At 68.1% G+C, this 18,702-nt stretch carries 15 protein-coding genes; 5 read left to right on the forward strand and 10 right to left on the reverse strand.

The window, feature by feature from the left end; translation table 11 throughout:
• Positions 1-24: 24 nt before the first annotated feature.
• Together GNT64_RS09320 and GNT64_RS09325 are read right to left on the reverse strand one after the other, a co-directional pair.
• Positions 25-1,287, reverse strand: coding sequence for an aromatic ring-hydroxylating oxygenase subunit alpha (locus tag GNT64_RS09320; protein WP_197277336.1), 1,263 nt, complete (start codon positions 1,285-1,287; stop codon positions 25-27).
• A gap of 10 nt (positions 1,288-1,297) precedes the next feature.
• Entirely contained in the window at positions 1,298-1,789 is a 492-nt protein-coding gene (locus tag GNT64_RS09325) for an aromatic-ring-hydroxylating dioxygenase subunit beta (protein WP_197277337.1), read from the reverse strand.
• Between the two features lie 153 nt (positions 1,790-1,942).
• On the opposite strand from GNT64_RS09325, the gene GNT64_RS09330 reads away from it, so the two are divergent.
• A complete protein-coding gene (locus GNT64_RS09330; protein ID WP_156679285.1) occupies positions 1,943-2,236 on the forward strand; it encodes an antibiotic biosynthesis monooxygenase family protein in 294 nt (97 codons plus the stop codon).
• A 110-nt stretch (positions 2,237-2,346) separates the two neighbouring features.
• Here the strand turns inward: GNT64_RS09330 and GNT64_RS09335 are convergent, their stop codons facing one another.
• The gene (locus GNT64_RS09335) at positions 2,347-3,144 is read right to left on the reverse strand and encodes a helix-turn-helix domain-containing protein (protein ID WP_197277339.1); all 798 of its coding nucleotides are present in this window, start codon (positions 3,142-3,144) and stop codon (positions 2,347-2,349) included.
• A 226-nt stretch (positions 3,145-3,370) separates the two neighbouring features.
• On the opposite strand from GNT64_RS09335, the gene GNT64_RS09340 reads away from it, so the two are divergent.
• Genes GNT64_RS09340 through GNT64_RS09350 form a run of 3 tightly spaced genes read left to right on the forward strand, consistent with a single transcriptional unit; the run spans position 3,371 to position 8,414 of the window.
• Positions 3,371-5,494: an acetate--CoA ligase family protein gene (locus tag GNT64_RS09340; RefSeq protein ID WP_156679287.1), complete on the forward strand. Its 2,124-nt coding sequence runs from the start codon at positions 3,371-3,373 to the stop codon at positions 5,492-5,494.
• Positions 5,491-7,581 (forward strand): 3-hydroxyacyl-CoA dehydrogenase NAD-binding domain-containing protein, encoded by a 2,091-nt coding sequence (locus GNT64_RS09345; protein ID WP_156679288.1) that lies wholly within the window; start codon positions 5,491-5,493, stop codon positions 7,579-7,581. The genes GNT64_RS09340 and GNT64_RS09345 overlap by 4 nt, the downstream gene beginning before the upstream one ends.
• Positions 7,578-8,414, forward strand: coding sequence for an enoyl-CoA hydratase/isomerase family protein (locus GNT64_RS09350; protein ID WP_231639409.1), 837 nt, complete (start codon positions 7,578-7,580; stop codon positions 8,412-8,414). The genes GNT64_RS09345 and GNT64_RS09350 overlap by 4 nt, the downstream gene beginning before the upstream one ends.
• A gap of 43 nt (positions 8,415-8,457) precedes the next feature.
• Here the strand turns inward: GNT64_RS09350 and GNT64_RS09355 are convergent, their stop codons facing one another.
• From GNT64_RS09355 to GNT64_RS09370, 4 genes are all read right to left on the reverse strand, one after another.
• Complete coding sequence (locus GNT64_RS09355; RefSeq protein ID WP_156679289.1) at positions 8,458-9,567, reverse strand: acyl-CoA dehydrogenase family protein; 1,110 nt, start codon at positions 9,565-9,567, stop codon at positions 8,458-8,460.
• 10 nt (positions 9,568-9,577) lie between these two features.
• Complete coding sequence (locus GNT64_RS09360; RefSeq protein WP_156679290.1) at positions 9,578-10,762, reverse strand: acyl-CoA dehydrogenase family protein; 1,185 nt, start codon at positions 10,760-10,762, stop codon at positions 9,578-9,580.
• Positions 10,762-12,132 (reverse strand): MmgE/PrpD family protein, encoded by a 1,371-nt coding sequence (locus tag GNT64_RS09365; protein ID WP_156679291.1) that lies wholly within the window; start codon positions 12,130-12,132, stop codon positions 10,762-10,764. Before GNT64_RS09365 ends, GNT64_RS09360 begins: the two co-directional genes overlap by 1 nt.
• 119 nt (positions 12,133-12,251) lie before the next feature.
• On the reverse strand, positions 12,252-12,836 hold the full coding sequence (locus GNT64_RS09370) for an isochorismatase family protein (RefSeq protein WP_156679292.1): 585 nt from the start codon (positions 12,834-12,836) through the stop codon (positions 12,252-12,254).
• Positions 12,837-12,984: 148 nt separating this feature from the next.
• Here GNT64_RS09370 and GNT64_RS09375 point away from each other — a divergent pair, with 148 nt between their 5' ends.
• Positions 12,985-13,755, forward strand: a complete 771-nt coding sequence (locus tag GNT64_RS09375) for an enoyl-CoA hydratase/isomerase family protein (protein WP_156679293.1) — start codon at positions 12,985-12,987, stop codon at positions 13,753-13,755.
• Between the two features lie 46 nt (positions 13,756-13,801).
• Here GNT64_RS09375 and GNT64_RS09380 read toward each other — a convergent pair whose 3' ends face one another.
• From GNT64_RS09380 to GNT64_RS09390, 3 genes are all read right to left on the reverse strand, one after another.
• Positions 13,802-15,484 (reverse strand): N-acyl-D-amino-acid deacylase family protein, encoded by a 1,683-nt coding sequence (locus tag GNT64_RS09380; protein WP_156679294.1) that lies wholly within the window; start codon positions 15,482-15,484, stop codon positions 13,802-13,804.
• Between the two features lie 96 nt (positions 15,485-15,580).
• Positions 15,581-17,029 (reverse strand): aldehyde dehydrogenase, encoded by a 1,449-nt coding sequence (locus GNT64_RS09385; RefSeq protein ID WP_156679295.1) that lies wholly within the window; start codon positions 17,027-17,029, stop codon positions 15,581-15,583.
• Complete coding sequence (locus GNT64_RS09390; RefSeq protein ID WP_197277340.1) at positions 17,026-18,636, reverse strand: GMC family oxidoreductase; 1,611 nt, start codon at positions 18,634-18,636, stop codon at positions 17,026-17,028. The genes GNT64_RS09385 and GNT64_RS09390 overlap by 4 nt, the downstream gene beginning before the upstream one ends.
• Positions 18,637-18,702: the final 66 nt, after the last annotated feature.

Genomic DNA, 18,702 nt, shown 5'->3' on the forward strand with positions numbered 1-18,702 from the left:
ATCAAGCTCCCCGCTCCGCGCTGGTCACAGGCCCATTTCGCGGCGATAGAAATCATAGAAGGCGCGGATCAGAACCTCCGTCATCATGGTCGATTGCGCCTCGGTGCCGTGACCGCCCATCTCCAGCACCTGCAGCGAATCCGGCCGGCCCTCGACCACCGGCTGCATCAGCGAGAGCACCTCGCTGTCCTCCAGGCTCACGAAGCCGGCCGGCCCGACGAGGTTGCTCTGCTTAAGGCGCAGTTCGCTCACCTGCTCGTCATCATCGGCATAGCCGAAATAGGTCCAGCTGAGCTCATGCTTGCCCGGCCCCTTGAGGATCAGGTGACGGATGACGAGGCAATTGAAGTACTGCTGGACCAGCACGGTCGGAAAGACCTGGAAGGCGCCCATCATGCCATCCTGGAACTCGTCGACGACGGCGGAGACGGTCTCCTTGTCCTTCATCGCCAGGTCCGTGCGGATCGACTTTATCTGTTTGGCCGCATCGCTGGTCTTGCTCTTCAGCGTCGGGTCGTATTGCGAGTAGGTATATTCGTGACGTCCCTCCTGCAGGGGCACGCTATGATAGTCGCCGTCGGTGCGGAGGATACCGAAGGTCGAGAGGAAGGGGTGCATCAGGGTCGCGTGATAGGGATCGCGGCTGTTTTCCCAGTAGAGCTTCCAGTTGCTCTCCACCATCTGGCGGCTGTAGCCGACCAGGCGCAGCGGCCGGCGCGAGACCAGGCGATCGAGGCGCATCAGGATCTCATCGCCGAGATACCGGTCCAGCGGCGGAACGTCGCTCGAATATGTCGCCCAGATGGAGCCGCCACGCGTCGCGACGCGCAGCTTGGTGAGGCCGTTCTTCGACTTGTCGAAGTCGCGCGGCATTCCGCCCTTCCCGCCCGCGCCGCGCAGGAAAGGCAGGCCCATGAGGTCGCCCTTCAGACTATAGTTCCAGTGATGGTAGGGACAGGACAGATCCTTCGCCTTGCCGCTGTTCTTCCAGCACAGCAGCGAACCGCGATGGGCGCAGCGATTTTCCACCACGTTGATCCCGCCGTCATTGTCGCGCGTGACGATGACCGGCCGCTCGCCCACCCAGGAGCGCTTGAAGCTGCCCGGCTCCGGCACCTCGCAATCGAGGCCCACGAAGTTCCAGGTTCTGCCATAGTGGAAGACCTCCAGCTCCCGCCGGTAGATTTCGGGATCCGAATACAGCCAGGCGGGCACCCGGGTCAGCCCTTCGGCGGGCCAAACGCGACTGGCGGGAGCATGATCGTTGCGCGGCATCGGGTCGGTCATCGGCCAGTCCTCAGGCGGGGATCACGAGCGTCGTGCGGACGCTGTAATTGTCGTAGATCGCATCATGCTTGCGGAACCGGAGGTCGGCGCCCTCGCGCACGATCAGGTCGACATAGCGACCGACCATCAGGATTTGCGGCTCCTGCTCGATCAGGCTCTCGATGATGAGGAAGTTCGCTTCGGAACGCACGGCATCGCCGTCAGACCCGGTCACGCGCACGCCGCTGATGAAGTGGCGCAGCGAACGCGGCTGGTAGAGGGCGGCACGCGTCGTCGCCATGATGCGATCCTCGATCATCGCCCTGCCACGGCAATAGATCGGCGCGTGGGCGAGCCCCTGGTCGACATTCTCGCGACTGATGACCCGATACGTCGCATCCTCCACGAAGAAGCCGGGAAAGGCATCCAGATCCTCGGCGTCGAGCGCGGCGGCGCAATCGTCGTAGAAGTCGCGCAGGGCCGCGCGGGTTATTTCGTGCGCGTCCATCGGAACCGTTGCCAAATATCGTCTCCCGGTAATGTCGACACTTTAGCCCGATCAAAGGCCACAGAACGCCAGAGTCGCCGGGGGTGCCGACATATCGAGAGGGCGAAAAGGCGATCGGGTGATGGCGGCCGGGTTGCCGGCGGACCGATACCGGCGGAACAGCACGCCATGTTCCAAGAGATCAACATGGTCGACGTGCTGCCCGGACAGGCTGATGCGTTCGCGGCAGCCTTTATCGAGGTATCCGCCCGGTTGCGGACGGTGCCGGGGTGCCGCGCGGTCGAGTTGCTCCGCTGCGTCGAAACGCCCGATCGCTTCCAGGTGCGCGTCTCCTGGGATCGGATCGAGGACCACGTCGAGCATTATCCGATGACCGAAACGGCAGCCGCGATCCGCGCGATGCTCTCCCCGCTCATCGCCGGGGCGCAGCTTGCCCATTACGAGGTCGTGCCGCTGCATTGACCGCTCAGCCGTCACCCGCCTCGGCGGCGGCGGTCAGAGCGTGCGGCCGCCGATGCGGAGACGGCAGGCATGACGCCTCCGATCGGGGGAACCATGGTCATGCCCCCGCTTCAGAAGCCGATGGCGACGCTGCGGCGTGATGGCGCCGGCGCCACGGCGGGCACGCCCACCGATACGAGACCGAGCGTCCGCGAGACAATCGACCGGAGCGCGCGGACGAGCGCCTGCTCGCTGGCACCCGCCAGCGGCGCGCGAAGGGACAGCGCCAGCTGCTCGCTATGATCCGAGATGGGCAGCAGTATCGCGAGCGAGAGGAAATCGTCCGCGCTGACCCGGACATAGCCCTTCGCTGACGCTTCCACGAGCGCCGCATCGAGATCCTCGTAGCGGACGCGGCGCGCTTCATCCTCCATCTCGGCATTGAGGCGATGGACATATCTGCGGACCAGGCCCCGATCGCAGGTGAGCAGCAGCGCCCGTCCCTCCGACGTGTTGAGGATGTCCATGAGGTCGCCCTGGCGCGGCGCCTCGGCGTGGCGGCGCACCGCGTGGATGCACTGGAGCCGGACGCGGGTGTTGCTGGCCAGCACGACGCTGCCGCCGGTCTCGTCGGCCAGCTCGTCCATCAACCGCAGCAGGCGGCCGCTGCGGGTCAGATGCGGCTGCACCCATGCGCCGAGCATGGCCACGCGCATGGTCAGGTGGAAGGTGCGGCCCCGCTGACCACGGCGCAGGTAGCCGAGCGACACCATGTAGCTCAGCAGCTCCGACGCGGAGGATTGGGGATAGCCATATTCGCGCGCGATGTCGGTGACGGTGGCGGAAGTCCGCTCGCTGTCGAAATATTCCAGCACCGCGAATACGCGCTGCGCCGACTTGATCGTCTTCGGCTCAAGGGAACGTGCCACTTCGCCTCCTCTCTTGCTGTCGATCGGGCTTTTACGCCTCTCTGTCGACACTTCGCATAAGCGATCCTCGCTGAACTGTCGACACATTTCGGCAGAGTAGCCAACTAGGACCGCTAAAAGTGAGTTGCGCGGGGTGCTTCGCGGCCAATTATCGAAAGGACGAATTATCCTGTCGGTTTGTGTCGACACTCCCCGGAACGGCAATCCGGCCGGTACGCAGGCGATCATGAACCCGCCCGTTTCCGAACCCGCCTGCGAGCGAGGCAATCTCGACGCCTTCCTCCGTCCCACGTCGATCGCCGTCATCGGCGCCAGCGACGATCCCTCGCGAATCGGGGGAAGGACGATATCCAACCTCAAGCGCGGTGGCTTCGCCGGGGCCATCTATCCGGTGAACCCCGGCCGCGACACGGTGCAGGGCCTGCCCGCCTATCGGAGCATCCTGGATGTGCCGGACACGATCGACTGCGTGATCGTGGCGCTACCCGGCGACCTCGTCGTGCCTGCGATCAGGGCGGCGGCCGAGAAGCAGGTGAAGGCGGCGGTGATCTTCAGCGCGGGCTTCAACGAGGCCGGTCCGGAAGGCGTCGAGCGACAGCGGCAACTGGTGGAGATCGCGAAGGATGCGGGCATGCGCATCGTCGGCCCCAACTGCCTGGGCGTCTTCAACGCCGCCAACGGCGCCTGGGCCAGCTTCACCACGCAATTTCAGGAGCGCACGGACGCGCCGACGCTCGGCATGGTCAGCCAGTCGGGCGGGTCGGCGGCCCACATCCTGCGGCTGGCGCAGGATCGCGGCATGGCGATCGGCACCTTCATCACCACGGGCAACGAGGCGGACGTCGATTTCGGCGACGGGTTGATGGCGCTGGCCCTGGACGACGGCATCAAGGTGATCCTCGGCTATATCGAGGGTATTCGCGATGCCGCGCGGCTGATCGCGGGTCTGGAGGCCGCGCGGCGCGGCCGCAAGCCGGTGATCGTCCTGAAGGTGGGCCGCACCAGCGCGGGGGCGCAGGCTGCCGCCTCGCACACCGCCTCGCTGGCGGGCGAAGACCGGGTCTACGACGCGATCTTCCGGCAGTACGGCGTCTACCGTGCGGTTTCCACCGAGGAACTGCTGGATGTCGCGGCCGTGGCGGCGCAGGTCGCGGCGTGGCCGGCCGGCAACCGGCTTGGCGTGGTCACGATATCGGGCGGCATGGGCGCTCAGGTGGCCGACGCGGCGTCCGATGCCGGGCTGGTCCTGCCGCCCGCGCCGGATCATACGCAGGAGCGGCTGCGGGCGCTCTGCCCGGTGGGATCGCCGACCAATCCGGTGGACATCACCGCGCAACTCTCCACCGATCCGCATCTGCTGGCGGCTTCGATGCGGGCGATGCTGGAAAGCGGCTGCTATGACAGCCTGCTGGCCTTCTTCGGCGTCTATGCGGGCGTGCCGGCATTGTCCGCGATATTCCTGGAGGATCTGAAGGAACTCCGGCGCGACTTTCCAGAGGCGACGATCGCGCTGTGCGTCGTCTGCCCGTCCGACGAGGCCGCGCGTTACGCGGCCGCCGGTTTTCCGGTGTTCGAGGAACCGGCGCGGGCGGTGCGCGCCATCTCCGCCTTGCACGGGTTCGCGGAAGGGTTTGCGCGAACATCGGCGCCGGTTTCGGCCGATGCGCCGGTCATTGCGGCCCGCGCCTATGACGAGGCGGTGGCGAAGGCCCTGCTGCGCCAGGCGGGCATTCCATCCCCGCGCGAGATCGTGGTCGCGCATGCGCGTGATGTCGGGTCGGCAAGCGCGACACTCAGCTTCCCGGTGGCGCTGAAGATCCTATCGGCGGACATCCTGCACAAGACCGAGGTGGGTGGCGTGAAGCTTGCCATCGCCTGCGCGGCCGAAGCGGCCATCGAGGCGGAGGCGATGGTCAGGCGCGTGGCGATGGCAGCGCCGGACGCGCGCATCGCCGGCCTTCTGCTCTCCGAGATGGCGCCGGCCGGTGTGGAGTTGATCGTCGGCGCGCGGCGCGATCCCCTGTTCGGGCCGCTGGTCATGGTAGGCTTGGGCGGGGTGACGGCCGAGTTGCTCGGCGATGTCGCCATACGGCTCGCCCCGGTGAGTGAGGCCGAGGCCGCAGCGATGCTGCGGTCGCTGCGCTGCTTTCCGCTGCTGGACGGCTATCGCGGCGCGCCGCCCACGGATATTCCGGCTGCGGCGGCCGCTGTCGCCGCCCTATCCCGCCTCGCCGCCGCCAATGCGGACACGATCGAGACGATCGAGATCAATCCGCTGCGGGTGCTTGAGGAAGGCCGCGGCGTCCTGGCGCTCGATGGCGTCATCACCTTGCAGGAGCCTCAGGCATGAGCCCGGTCACGACCGCGATCGAGGACGGCATCGGTCTGATCCTTATCGACAATCCGCCGATCAACGCCAGCAGCGCCGCCGTGCGCGCGGGCCTGGTCGCGGCGCTCGGCGCTCTCGACGCCGACGCGAGCGTGGCGGGGATCGTCATCGCTTGCGCCGGCCGTACCTTCATCGCCGGGGCCGAGATCAGGGAGTTTGGCAAGCCGCGCGTGCCCCCCGGCCTCGACGCCGTCTGCAACGCCATCGAGGCATCGGCCAAGCCGGTGATCGCCGCCATGCACGGCACGGCGCTGGGCGGCGGGCTTGAGATCGCGCTGGCGTGCCACGGCCGGGTCGCCGCGACCGATGCGGCGATCGGATTGCCGGAAGTGACGCTCGGATTGCTGCCGGGGGCCGGCGGCGCGGCGCGGCTGGCGCGGATCGCTGGAGCGAGCGAGGCGCTGGCGCTTGTTGTCACCGGCAGGCGGATCGGCGCGGTCGCGGCGAAGGCGAAAGGCATCGTCGACCAGGTCGTCCCCACCGGCGACCTGATCCAGGCGGCGCGCAAGGCCGCGCGCACGACCGAAGCCTTGCCGACCCGCGATCGCAAGCCGCCCGCCCCGTTCGATCGCGCCGTCTTCGACGCCGAAGCGGCAGGACTGACCGCGAAACTCAAGAGACAGGACGCGCCGGCCGCCTGCGTGCAGTCGGTGCTTCGCGCCATGACACTGCCCTTCGACGAGGCGGTCGCCGCGGACCGCGAGGACTTCCTGCGCCTCTCCGCCGGGTCGCAATCGCATGCGCTGCGCTATGCCTTCTTCGCGGAACGGCAGGCGGCCAAGCTGCCGGATGGCGCGCAGCCGCGTCCGATCGGCACCGTGGCGGTTATCGGCGCCGGCACGATGGGCGGCGGGATCGCGATGAGCTTCGCCGCAGCGGCCGTCCCGGTCACGCTGATCGACCGCGACGAGGAGGCCGTGGCGAAGGGGCTGAAGCGGATCCGCGCGACCTACGCCACATCGGTCGCGCGCGGATCGATCAGCCAGAGCGAGGCGGATGCGCGGATCGGCCACATCCGTGGCGCAACCGCCGTGCAAGCGGCAGCCGACGCCGATCTGGTCGTGGAGGCCGTGTTCGAGGACATGGCGCTGAAGCAAGGCCTCTTCGGCGAACTCGATCGGATCACGCGGCATGACGCCGTCCTCGCCACCAACACCTCGGCGCTCGACGTCGACGCGATCGCCACCGTCATGGCGCGGCCGGAGCGGTTCGTCGGCCTGCATTTCTTCGCACCCGCCAACGTCATGAAACTGGTGGAGGTGGTGCGCACCGCGACTACGGACCCGGTCACGCTCGCCACCGCCGTCGCCATCTCCAGGAGGATAGGCAAGGTGCCGGTCGTTTCCGGCAATTGCGACGGCTTCATCGGCAACCGCATGGTCGCCAAGCGCGGGGCCGAGGTGGATCGCGCGCTCCTTCAGGGTGCCACACCGGAGCAGGTCGACGATGCCCTGAAGGCGATCGGCTTCCCGATGGGGCCGCTGGCGATCAACGACATGAGCGGGCTGGACATCGGCTACGCCATCCGCAAGCGCCGGGGCACGCCGTTCGCGGTGGCGGACGCCGTCGTCGAGCAGGGCTGGCTGGGCCAGAAGACTGGCCGCGGCTATTATGTCTACGAGGCCGGGTCGCGCACGCCGCTGCCGAACCCGGACCTGCCGGCACTGATCGCCGGGGTGGCGGCCGAAGCGGGCGTGGCAAAGCGCAGCTTCGATCAAACCGATCTCGTCGAGCGCATGCTCTTCCCTCTGGTCAACGAGGGAGCGCGCATCCTTGAGGAAGGCATCGCCGCCCGCGCATCGGACATCGATACGGTGTGGCTGAACGGCTACGGCTTCCCCCGCTTCAAGGGCGGGCCGCTCTTTCATGCGGACGAGGTCGGCCTCGCTTACGTCGTCGCCAGACTGGAATCGATGGCGGCCGAGACCGGCAGCGCCTCGCTCGAACCGGTGCCCCTGCTCCGCCGCCTGGCGGAAGCGGGCGAGAAACTCAGCGCCTGGGATGCCGCCGTGCGACGACCCGATGAGCAACAAGGAGAGTGTGCGTGACCCAGACCCGTACCTGGCTGACCCCGATCGCTTACGACAGATACGCCTTCATCAAGGTCGAGGTGGCCGAGGATGGCGTCGCCGTGGTCACTATGAACGCGCCCGACACGCTCAACTCGGTAGGACCGGAAGAGCATCGCGAGATGGAGGACATCTGGCTCGATCTCGCGCGCGACGAGAGCATCAAGGTGATCGTGCTGACCGGCGCCGGCCGCGCCTTCTCGGCCGGCGGCGACGTGAAGCGGATGGCCGCGCGGGCCGGCACAGAGTTCGGCCTCGAATATGCGCTGCGCGTGCCGCAGAACACCTTGCGCCTGTTCGAGCATATGCTGCTGGTGCCGCAGCCGATCATCGCGGCGGTAAATGGCGACGCGATCGGGCTGGGCCTCACCATCGCGCTGTTCGCCGACATGAGCATCGTGGCGGAGGATGCGCGCATCGGCGACACCCACATCAGGGTCGGCCTTGTCGCCGGCGACGGCGGCGCGGTGATCTGGCCGATGCTGATCGGCCCGCAGCGCGCCAAGGAATTCCTGATGCGCGGCAAGCTGCTGAAAGGGGCCGAGGCGGCGGCGATGAACCTGGTCAACCATGCCTTCCCGAAGGCGGACGTTCTGGCCGAGTCCGTCAAGATCGCGCAGGAGATTGCCGGCCAGCCGGTATGGGCCGTGCGCTGGTCCAAGGCGGCGGTGAACAAGCAGGTGAAGCAGCAGCTGAACCAGGTGCTGGAACTCAGCATCGCCTACGAATCCATGACGATGCTGACGCAGGATTATGCCGAGGCGACGAGCGCGTTCGCCGAGAAGCGCAAGCCGACCTTCAAGGGATACTGACTTCGCGAGGTGGGCGCCACCCCTCCAGGTGGCGCCCGCGGCCTTAGGCCGGTGTCAGGCCGCCAGCCTCCGCGAGCATGTCGATCTGCCAATCGGCATCGCCGAAGGCAGCATCGATTGCCGTCAGCCGCTTGAAGGCGTGGCCAACCTTGTACTCGGCGGTGATGCCGATGGCGCCGTGCAGTTGCACCGCCTGCTGGCCGACGATGCGCCCGGAGCGGCCGATCTGGACCTTCGCCGCCGCGATGTTGCGGCGGCGGGTCTCGACGGGCTGGTCGAGCGAGAGCGCGGCGAGGATCGACATGCTGCGCGCCAGCTCCAGTTGGATGAGCATGTCGACGGCGCGATGCTGGAGCGCCTGGAAGCTGCCGATCGACACGCCGAACTGCACCCGCGTCTTCAGATATTCGGTGGTGCGGTCCAGCGTGTCGGCCATGATGCCGACCGCCTCGGCCACGAGCGCGGCATTGGCTTCCTCGATCACGCGGGCAAGGGTTGCGCCATCGCCGACCACGGCGTCCGCGCCGAGCTCGACGCCGTTCAGCGCCACGTCGGCGAGAGGCACGCCGTCATAGCCGACGCGGCGATCCCGCTCGACCATCGCGGCGGGGACGAGGAACAGCTTCAGCCCTTCGTCGGTGATCGCGCTCACGATAAGCTCGTCGGCATCGGCGCCATGGACGACTGCGACCTTGCGCCCCTCGATCCGCCAGCCGGCGGCGGTGCGTTCGGCCCGCGTCGCGGCGCCGAGCGAGAAGCGCGGCCCCTTCGGCTCGTGATGCGCCAGCGCCAGCAGCCATTCGCCGCTGACGATGGCGGGGATGCGCTCGCTCCTCTGCGCCGGCGTTCCACCATGCCGCAGCACCCCGCCGCCGAGGACGATCGTGGACAGATACGGCTCCAGCACCAGTCCCCGGCCCAGCGCCTCCATCACCATCATCGTCTCGACGCCGCCCGCGCCGAAACCGCCGTCCTGCTCGGCGAAAGCGAGGCCCAGCAGCCCCAGATCCGCCATCTCGCGCCAGATCTCGCGGCTCCAGCCGGTCTCGGAGCGCAACAGGTGCGCCCTGCTCTCGAAATCATAGCGTTCGGCGACGAACCGGGTGACGCTGTCGCCCAGCATGCGCTGCTCGTCGGTCAGATCGAAGTCCATGGCCGGTCCTTCACAGCCCGAGAACGGACTTGGCGATGATGTTCTTCTGGATCTCGTTCGAGCCGCCGAAGATCGAGACCTTGCGCATGGCGAAATAGAATGGCGCGGCCGCCTCTACCCAGCCGTCCGCCGGATCGTTGGCGGCAGAACCGCTCGGCATGGCGAGGCCCGCCGGGCCGGCCAGCTCGATCATCAGCTCCGTCATGCGCTGCTGCGATTCGGTGCCGCGCACCTTGAGGATGGAGGCGGCCGCCCCCGCCCCGCCGCCATGCGCGTCGGCCGCGACGACACGCAGCTGCGTAAGCTCCAGCGCGCGCAGTTCGACCTCCACCTCGACCAGCTTGCGCCGGAACGCATCCGCTTCACGCGCGGAGAGGCGCCCGTCCGCCGCCATCGCCGTCGTGGTGGCGCGCAGGTGCCCCAGCCGCTCCTTCGACAGCCCGATGCGGGCGATGCCGGACCGCTCGCTGCCGAGCAGATGCTTGGCATAGTCCCAACCCCTGCCCTCTTCGCCGATGCGGTTCGCGACAGGCACGCGGACATCGTCGAAGAACACCTCGTTGGCGTCCCGCTCGCCGTCGATCGTCTCGATCGGGCGTACCGTCAGCCCGGGCGTCCTCATGTCGATGAGCAGAAAGGTGATGCCCTGCTGCTTCCGGCCGGAGGCATCGGTGCGGACCAGGGCGAACATCCAGTCTGCATGCTGAGCCTGCGTGGTCCAGATCTTCTGGCCATTGATGACATACTCGTCGCCGTCGCGGCCCGCCCGCGTCTTCAGCGATGCGAGGTCGGACCCCGCGCCGGGTTCGGAGAAGCCCTGGCACCACCAATCATCGAGGTTGGCGATACGCGGCAGAAACTGCGCCTGCTGCTCCGGCGTGCCGAACCGGCAGACGATCGGGCCGATCATGTTGACGTTGAACGGCGATCCCTCCGGCGCATGGGCAAGCGCCATCTCCTCCTGGAAGATGTAGCGCTGGGCCGGCGTCCACGCCTGGCCACCATGCTCCACCGGCCACGCGGTGGTCGCCCAGCCGCGGCCGTTGAGGATGCGCTGCCAGCGCACGATGTCGTTCTTCCCCAGATGGCGACGCTCGATCATCTTGCGCCTGAGGTCGTCGGGAAGGTTGTCGCGCAGAAAAGCGCGGACTTCCTCGCGGAACGCCAGTTCGTCGGGCGTGAAATTGAGGTCCATCAGGCGCGCCCGGCAATGTGTGCGTCTGTGCCGGAGAGTCGCGACATCAGCGGCGTCACGCTGTCGGCCTTTTCCAGATTAGCGAGCAGATCGGCAGACCACGCCTGCAGCCCGGCATCGATCATGCCGTCCGTGCAGGCGCGGTACTTCGCCAGCGTCTCCTCGCGGCTCAGCGGCAGCGCGGCATCGCCCTTCGCCTGCACCGCCTCCGCCCGGAAGGCGCGCCCGTCGCTCAGGCGGACGGTGACGATGTCCGCCTTGCCGAGCTGATCGTAGCCCCATTCGTCGTGGACGATCATGTTGGCCTTGCCACGGTGCCTGAGGATCTCGGGCGCGTGCAGCTTGGCGGCGGAGAAGGTGCGCGGATCCATCGGCTCGCCCGCGATCGTGGCGGCGACGACGTGCGGCAGGCTGAAGCGCGCCTCCTCGACATCCTTCGGATCGGGATATTTCATGATCGTCGGGAAGGCGCGATTCACCTCGACTTCGACCCCGACGACGTCGTCCCCGGTAAAGCCATGCTCCGCCATCGTCCCTTTGAGGGAGTCGATGACCCGCTGGAGCATGTAGCAGCAAGGATATTTCTTCTGGCCGACCGCCATGACCCGCAGGTCGCCGCCGGTGCCGAGATCGAAGGCGATTTCGGGCTGGCCGGCGAGGGCATCGAAATAGCCCGCCTTGCCTTCGAGGATCGCCGGATTGCCGCCCAGGCCGCGCGCCGCCAGGCTTGCGGCCATGATGCCGTCGCGGGCGGCGAAACCGGCCTCGACGACATGGGCGGCCGAGCCGGTCTGGCGCACCATGCCGCCGCCGACGGAGACCGAGAGGGTGACGGCGTCGCGGATCTGCTCCCGCGTCAGGCCCATCAGCTTGGCGGCGGCCGCCGCCATGCCGATCGTCCCGACATTGGCGCAGGACAGGAAGCCGCGCGCCGCCGCGCCGCCGTCCGAGCAGGTCATGCCGGGCCGGGCCGCCACCTCAAAGCCGACGATCGCCGCTTTCAGCACCTGCCGCCCGCTCGCACCCAGCGCATCGCCCAGCGTGAGGACAGCGGGCAGCAGGCAGCACGTATACTGCGCCTCCGGCCACGCGACATCCTCAAGCTCGGTACAGTGGGAGGAGATGGCGTTGAGCATAGCCGCCTGTTCGGCGCTGGTTCTGAAGGCGAAGCCGACGACGTTGGCGCAGCCCGCGCCGCCGATCGCGCGGGCGTAATCCGCCATGTTGCGCGGCAGCTCCATCGCAGCGCCCAGGACGGTCGATCCGACCGAGCTGAGGATCAGATCCTTGGTTCGCTCGATCACCTCGGGGGCGAAATCGTCGAAGCGGGTCGCGTGGACATAGTCCGCGATCTGGTCGGAAAGTCTCATGGCGGTACCGGAACGCCGGCGGCCGCACGGCTTCAACCGAATCAGGGCTTTCGCGGGAGCTTTTCGACAGGCCGATGTTTCGGGCGAGAAGCGGCGGGAACGCGCGAACCGACAGGCGATCAGCCGCCGAGCGCCGCGACGATCTGATCGGTCGTTCGTACCCGGCTGATGCGCGGGGCGATCGAGGTCAGCACGTGATCGTGCTCGGCGGCGGTGAACGCCGAGACGGCGTCGCTCGCCAAGACCTGATCGTAACCGAGCGCATGCGCCTCGCGCATGGTCGTATCCACCGCGATGTGGGTGGTGAGGCCGGCGATGACTATCGTGTCGATCCCGCGACGGCGCAGAACGGCGTCCAGACCCGTGCCCGGGAAGGATCCCCAGCCGAGCTTGTCGATGACGATGTCGCCGGGCTCCGGCCCGAGTATGGCCGGGATATCCCGATCCGCCGCGAACGTGCCGCTCCCGGCGAACGTGGCGTCCGCGATCGGGGAAAGCTGCGGCACGGCATTGTCGGGATGGCCGACGCGAACCAGAATGACCAGCACGCCCGCGGCGCGGGCCGCACCGGCCAGCCGCACCGCATTGTCCAGCACCATCGGGCCGGAGAGGGGTGCTGTCGGCAGGGCGACCGTGAAGTCCTGAATGTCGACGATCAGCATGGCGGTGCGCGCCGGATCGAGCGTTAGAACGGGTTGGGTCATGATCGGCCTCTCCTTCTCGTCCGCAACCCTACCGCCCCCGTCGGATCCGCCGAAGACGTGCGTAGCGGTTTCGCATCCTCGATTTAGCGTGCCCCGGGTGCAGCGCAGGCCCGGCCTCTGCTAGTTCGACGGGGGAGGAGCAACGCCCATGTCCATCGATCTTGCCATCGCCGACGCCGTCGCCACGGTGACGATCAACCGGCCGGAGAAGAAGAACGCCGTCACCCTCGAAATGCGCGAGCAACTGTGGACGGCGTTCGAGGGATTGTCGGAAAATGACGATGTCCGGGCGGTGGTGCTAACTGGCTCCGGCGGCTCCTTCTGCTCGGGCATGGACGTCGGCGAGATGGGTGGTGGCGGCCCTGCCCTGTCGATGATGAAGATGCGGCGGCTCCACCGCATCGCGCGGTCGATCTACCAGCTGAAGAAGCCCGTCGTCGCGGCGGTGGACGGGGCATGCGTCGGTGCGGGATGGAGCTTCGCCCTGTGCTGCGACTTCGTGCTGGCATCCGATCGGGCGAAGTTCGCGCAGGTGTTCGGCAAGATCGGCTTCGCGCCCGATGCGGGTGCGGTGTGGCTGCTCACCCGGCAGGTCGGAACCATGCGGGCCAAGGAGATCACCTATTCGGGCCGAACGGTCGGCGCCGAGGAGGCGCGGGCGCTTGGCCTGGTGATGGAGGTGCTGCCGGCCGGCGGCCTGCTCGCGCGCGCCCGCGCTCTCGCGGCCTCGCTCGCGGCGCAGGCGCCGCTCTCCCTCGCCATGGCCAAGCGGCAGTTCCAGCTGGTCGAAAGTCCCGCGCTCGATCCGTTTCTGGAGATGGAATATGCGATGCAGCCGCTGATGAGCCGCACTCAGGATCATCACGAGGGCGTGGCCGCCTTCCGCGAGAGGCGTGAGCCCATCTTCAAGGGCGCCTGAACCGCTCGCGCGACGGCCCGCGCGATCGATCAGCCTGCGCCCCACATCAGCCGACGAAGTCCCGCAGCACCTTGCCGGGCATTTGTCGCGGAGCGATCGGGCCGGTGCCGTCCGCCAGCTTCACCCCGTTGACCCACACGCCATGGAGACCGCGCGCGTCCGTGCGCAGGCGCGTGGCGCCGCCGGGCAGGTCGAACAGCCTCTGTTTCGGACCGATGCCAACCGTGGCCGGATCGAACAGGACGAGGTCGGCCGCCATCCCCGGCTCCAGCGTTCCGCGATCGGCGATGCCGAACAGGTTCGCCTGCTGCCCGGACAGGCGGCGGGCAGCCTCCGCCAGCGACAGCACGGCCAGGTCGCGCACCCAGCGGCCCAGCAGGTGAAGGCCGTAGCCCGCCTCGCAGAGAAATGAGAGGTGCGCGCCTGCGTCCCCTAGCGAGATCTGGTTGTCGGGATCGGCGAGGATGCGGCCGACCGACGGTACATCGTAGTTGGAGAACTCTGTTGCGAACAGGGTCTTGAGATCCTCTTCGAGACCAAGGTCGAGGAAATAGTCGAACGGGTGCTTGCCCGCCTCGCGCGCCAGTTCGCCGATCGCGCGATCCTCAAGCGATCGGTTCGCCGCGTCACCGGCCGTCGCGACGGTCAGCGTCTCCCAATTGCCGCGGAAGATGCGCATGCCGGGCGCGGTCTCGATCTCATGCTTCATCGCGGCGCGGAAAGCGGAGTCTTTCAGCACTTCGATATAGGCGTCGCGTCCGTCCGCCTCGATCGCGCGCTTCCACGCGTCATAGCCTTCGAAGGGGTAAGGGTTCTCAAGGCTGAAATCCATCGCCATGGGCATGCAGGAGCATTGCCCGTAGAGGCGGCGCCCCCGCTCCCGCGCATTGCGCAGCGCGGCGAGATCCTCGAACACCTTGTCGGGCGCCGCCGGATGGTGGCGCATCGCCGAGACCAGCACGGGCCGATCGGCGAGCGACGCCAGATGCTCGATCCAGGCGATGCTGGTCTTCGAGCCCTTCACCAGCATGAGCGTGCCCTTCTCCCTGGCGCCGACCGTTTTCACGATCGCCTCGAACTCATCCGTCTCCGCCAGGCGCGAGGGCATGGGCACGCCGCCCCAACCGACATGCTGCTCGTGCGTCGAGCTTGAGAAGCCCAGCGCGCCGGCCTCCATCGCCTCGTCGACGAGGGCACACATCGCCCCGATCTCTTCCGCTGTCGCCGCCCGCTCCGTGGCGGCGGCGCCGAGCACGAAGGTGCGCAGCGCGGAATGACCGATGTAGACGGCGACGTTCGGCCCGACGCCCTTTGCCTCGACCATGTCGAGATATTCGGGAAAGGTGCGGAAGCCCCAGTCGATGCCCTGCTGCAGCGCCTCGATCGACATGCCCTCGACGCGGGTCAGATGACCCATCATGAGCTGCCGGTCCTCCGCCTTGCAGGGCGCGATCGTGAAGCCGCAATTGCCCATGACGACGGTGGTCACGCCAAGCGCGGGCGATGGATCGCACAGCGGATCCCACGTGACCTGGGCGTCATAGTGGGTGTGGCTGTCGATGATGCCCGGCATCAGGGCGAGGCCGCCGGCCTGTACCTCCTCCGCGCCTTCGCCGATTACGCCGCCGACCTGCGCGATCCTGCCCGCGTCCACGGCGAGGTCGCCGGTGAACGGCCGACCGCCCTTGCCGTCCAGAATGAGGGCACCGCGGATCACCAGATCGTGCACGAGAGTATCTCCTTCAACGCGTGACAGACAGCGCGGCACGGTGGGGATCAACCACGGTATCGCCCGGCCCGCGATTGATCGGCGTCGCGAAATCGATCAGGCGAGATAGACCATCTTCTGCTCCTGGAAGGATCGCAGGCCCTCGATCCCGCCCTCGCGGCCGATGCCGGACTGTTTGAAGCCGCCATAAGGCAGCGTGCGATCGATGATGACGCCGTTCTTGCCGACATTGCCGGTGCGCAGCCGCCGGCCCAGCCGCCAGACGGCATCGTCGTCATGGGTGAAGATGCTGGCGTAGAGGCCGTAGTCGCTGTCGTTGGCGATGGCGATGGCGTCTTCCTCGTCACGATAGGCGATCACGCTGACGACCGGGCCGAAGATCTCCTCGCGCGCGATCCGCATGCTGTTGTCGACGCCGTCGAACAGGGTCGGCGCGACGAAGAAGCCGCGGGGCAGGTTCGCGGGGCGCCCGCCGCCGGTGACGAGGCGCGCGCCTTCCGCTCTGCCGATCGCGACGTAATCGAGCACGCGGTCACGCTGCCGTTCGAGGGCTATGGGGCCTAGCTGCGTGGCGGGATCCTGCGGATCGCCGACACGCATCTGGCGGAGCGCCGCGGCGAATGCCTCGACGAAGGCGTCGCGACGGTGCGGCGGCACCAGAACACGGGTGAGTGCCGAACAGGCCTGCCCGCTCACCATCGTCGATCCGGGCACCAGGCGGCGGACCGCGTCCTCGATGTCCATGTCGTCCAGGATGATCGCCGCAGATTTGCCGCCGAGTTCGAGCGCGACGCGGGCGAGCCGGTCGGCGCAGATCCGGGCGATGTGCCGTCCGACGCCGGTGGAGCCGGTGAACGTCACCTTGTCCACGCGCGGATCGGCAATGAGGCGGTCGGACACGTCGTTGTCGGCGGGCAGCACGCTGACGACGCCTTCCGGAAGGCCGACTTCGTCGAGACATTCGGCGATCAGCAGCGCGTTGAGCGGCGTCGTGGGCGCGGGCTTCAGAATGATCGTGCAGCCGGCGGCGAGCGCGGGCGCCAGCTTCAGGATGGCGAGGTTGAGCGGAGCGTTCCACGGAACGACCGCCGCCACCACGCCCACTGGCTCCATCACGCCGTAGGCGGTTCCCTGGCGGCGATCGCGCTCCTCGATCTCCGGTAGAGTTTCCGCGAGGGTGGCATAGAAGTCGATCAGGGCAGGCGGACCCGCCACGGTCGCCGTGCTGACCGATATCGGCGAGCCCATTTCGGTGGTGAGGGCGGCGGCGAACTCGCTCTGGCGGCGGCGCATGGCGTCACCCAGCAGGCGCAACCTGACCGCGCGCTCCGGCGGCGTCAGGCGTGGCCAGGGGCCATGATCGAACGCCGCCCGCGCCGCCGTCACCGCGCGGTCGACATCGGCGGGGGCGGCAGCCGCGACCTCCATAACGACGCTCTCGTCGGCCGGGTTGACGACCTTCAGGCGTCGGCCGGACGACGGCGTCACCCACGATCCCCCGATATAGAGATGGTCCGGGTGGGCGATCGTGAAGCCGCGGGTCATGCGGCAAGCGCCTTCGCTGCGTCTTCAAGGATCATGGTTGCGCCCTTCTCGGCTATCATCACGACGGGGGCGTTGGTGTTGCCCGATACGACGAACGGCATGATCGAGGCATCGACGACGCGCAGGCCCTCGACACCCCTGACCGCGAGACGCGGGTCGACGATCGCATCGGCGTCCGCGCCCATCCGGCAGGAACTCGCGAAATGGTGGCCGGCGCTCGCCTTACTGCGGACATGGGCCAGGATCGTCTCGTCATCGGCGTCGAGCGGCGGGTCGGCCCGGGCGATGTACGGGGCCAAAGCCGGCTGGCGCATGATCCCGAAGAAGCGCCGGATCCCCTGAACGGTGAGTCGTCGATCCTCCGGGTGGGACAGATAGGCCGGATCGATCAGCGGCATCTCGCGCACGTCGGAGCCGGAGAGCCGCAGCGTGCCGCGACTCTCCGGCCGCAGCTGGTAGGCGGATGTCATGAAGCCGGAGTGACGCTCCAGCGCCGCGCCACTGGCATCGGTGCTGAACAGGAGGAAATAGCCCTGCATGTCGGGGCGTCCGCGCGCACCGTCGGCACGGTAGAACGCGCCCGCATAGCCTGCGGCGATCGTCAGCGGCCCCCTTCCGCGCACCAGATAGTCCGCGCCGCTGACCGCCTTGCCCCAGATCCCGCGCAGGCGATCGTTCATCGTGATCGGACGCGCCGCCCGGTAGACGCTGCGGACGTTGAGATGATCCTGCAGGCCGACGCCGACGAGGCGGTCGATCAGCACGTGCAGGCCGTGGTCCGCCAGATGCGCGGCGGGACCGATGCCGGACAGCATCAGGAGTTGCGGAGAGGCGATCGCGCCGGCGGTGAGGATCACCTCGCGCCTGGCTGCCACCTCGATCTTCCGGCCGCCGCAAAGGAGCGTGACGCCGCTCGCCCGACGCCCGCTGAAGCGGATGCGTTCGGCGACCGTCCCGGTCAGTACCTGAAGATTGTCGCGCCGACGCGCCCTCTTCAGGAAAGCGGTCGCGGTGCTGCAGCGGCGCACGCCACGAACCGTCATCTGATAATAGCCGGCGCCCTCCTGCGCGGCACCGTTGAAATCGCGGGTTCGCGGCACGCCGGCCTGCGCGCAGGCGGCGATGAACGCGTCGCACATCTCATGCGTGTCGACGGGATCGCGCACCGCCAGCGGCCCGCCGGAGCCATGCCAGGTATCCGACCCATGCTGCTGGTCTTCGGAGCGACGGAAATACGGCAGTACGTCGGCATAGGACCAACCGACGCAACCCGCCGCCGCCCACTCGTTATAATCTTCCGGCTGGCCCCGCACGTAGAGGAGGCCGTTGGTCGACGAACTGCCGCCGAGCACGCGCCCGCGCGGCACCGTCACGCTGCGACCGTCGAGGCCGGGTTGCGGCACCGTGCGGAACCGCCAGTCGAACCGGGGATCGCCGGTGACGCGACCATAGCCGAGCGGGATATGCAGCCACGGGTTGCGATCGGCACCGCCCGCCTCGACCATGATGACCGTGTGCCGGCCGTCGGCGGAGAGCCGGTCGGCCAGCACGCACCCCGCCGTGCCGCCGCCGACGATCACGAAATCCGCGACCAGATTGTCAGCCACGCGGTCGGCCGCCGCTGAAGGCAAGTGCGCCTTTCGCTGGAGCGACGTCCGAGCGAACAGGACCCG

This window comes from Sphingomonas profundi (genome assembly GCF_009739515.1).
Lineage (GTDB): Bacteria > Pseudomonadota > Alphaproteobacteria > Sphingomonadales > Sphingomonadaceae > Alterirhizorhabdus > Alterirhizorhabdus profundi.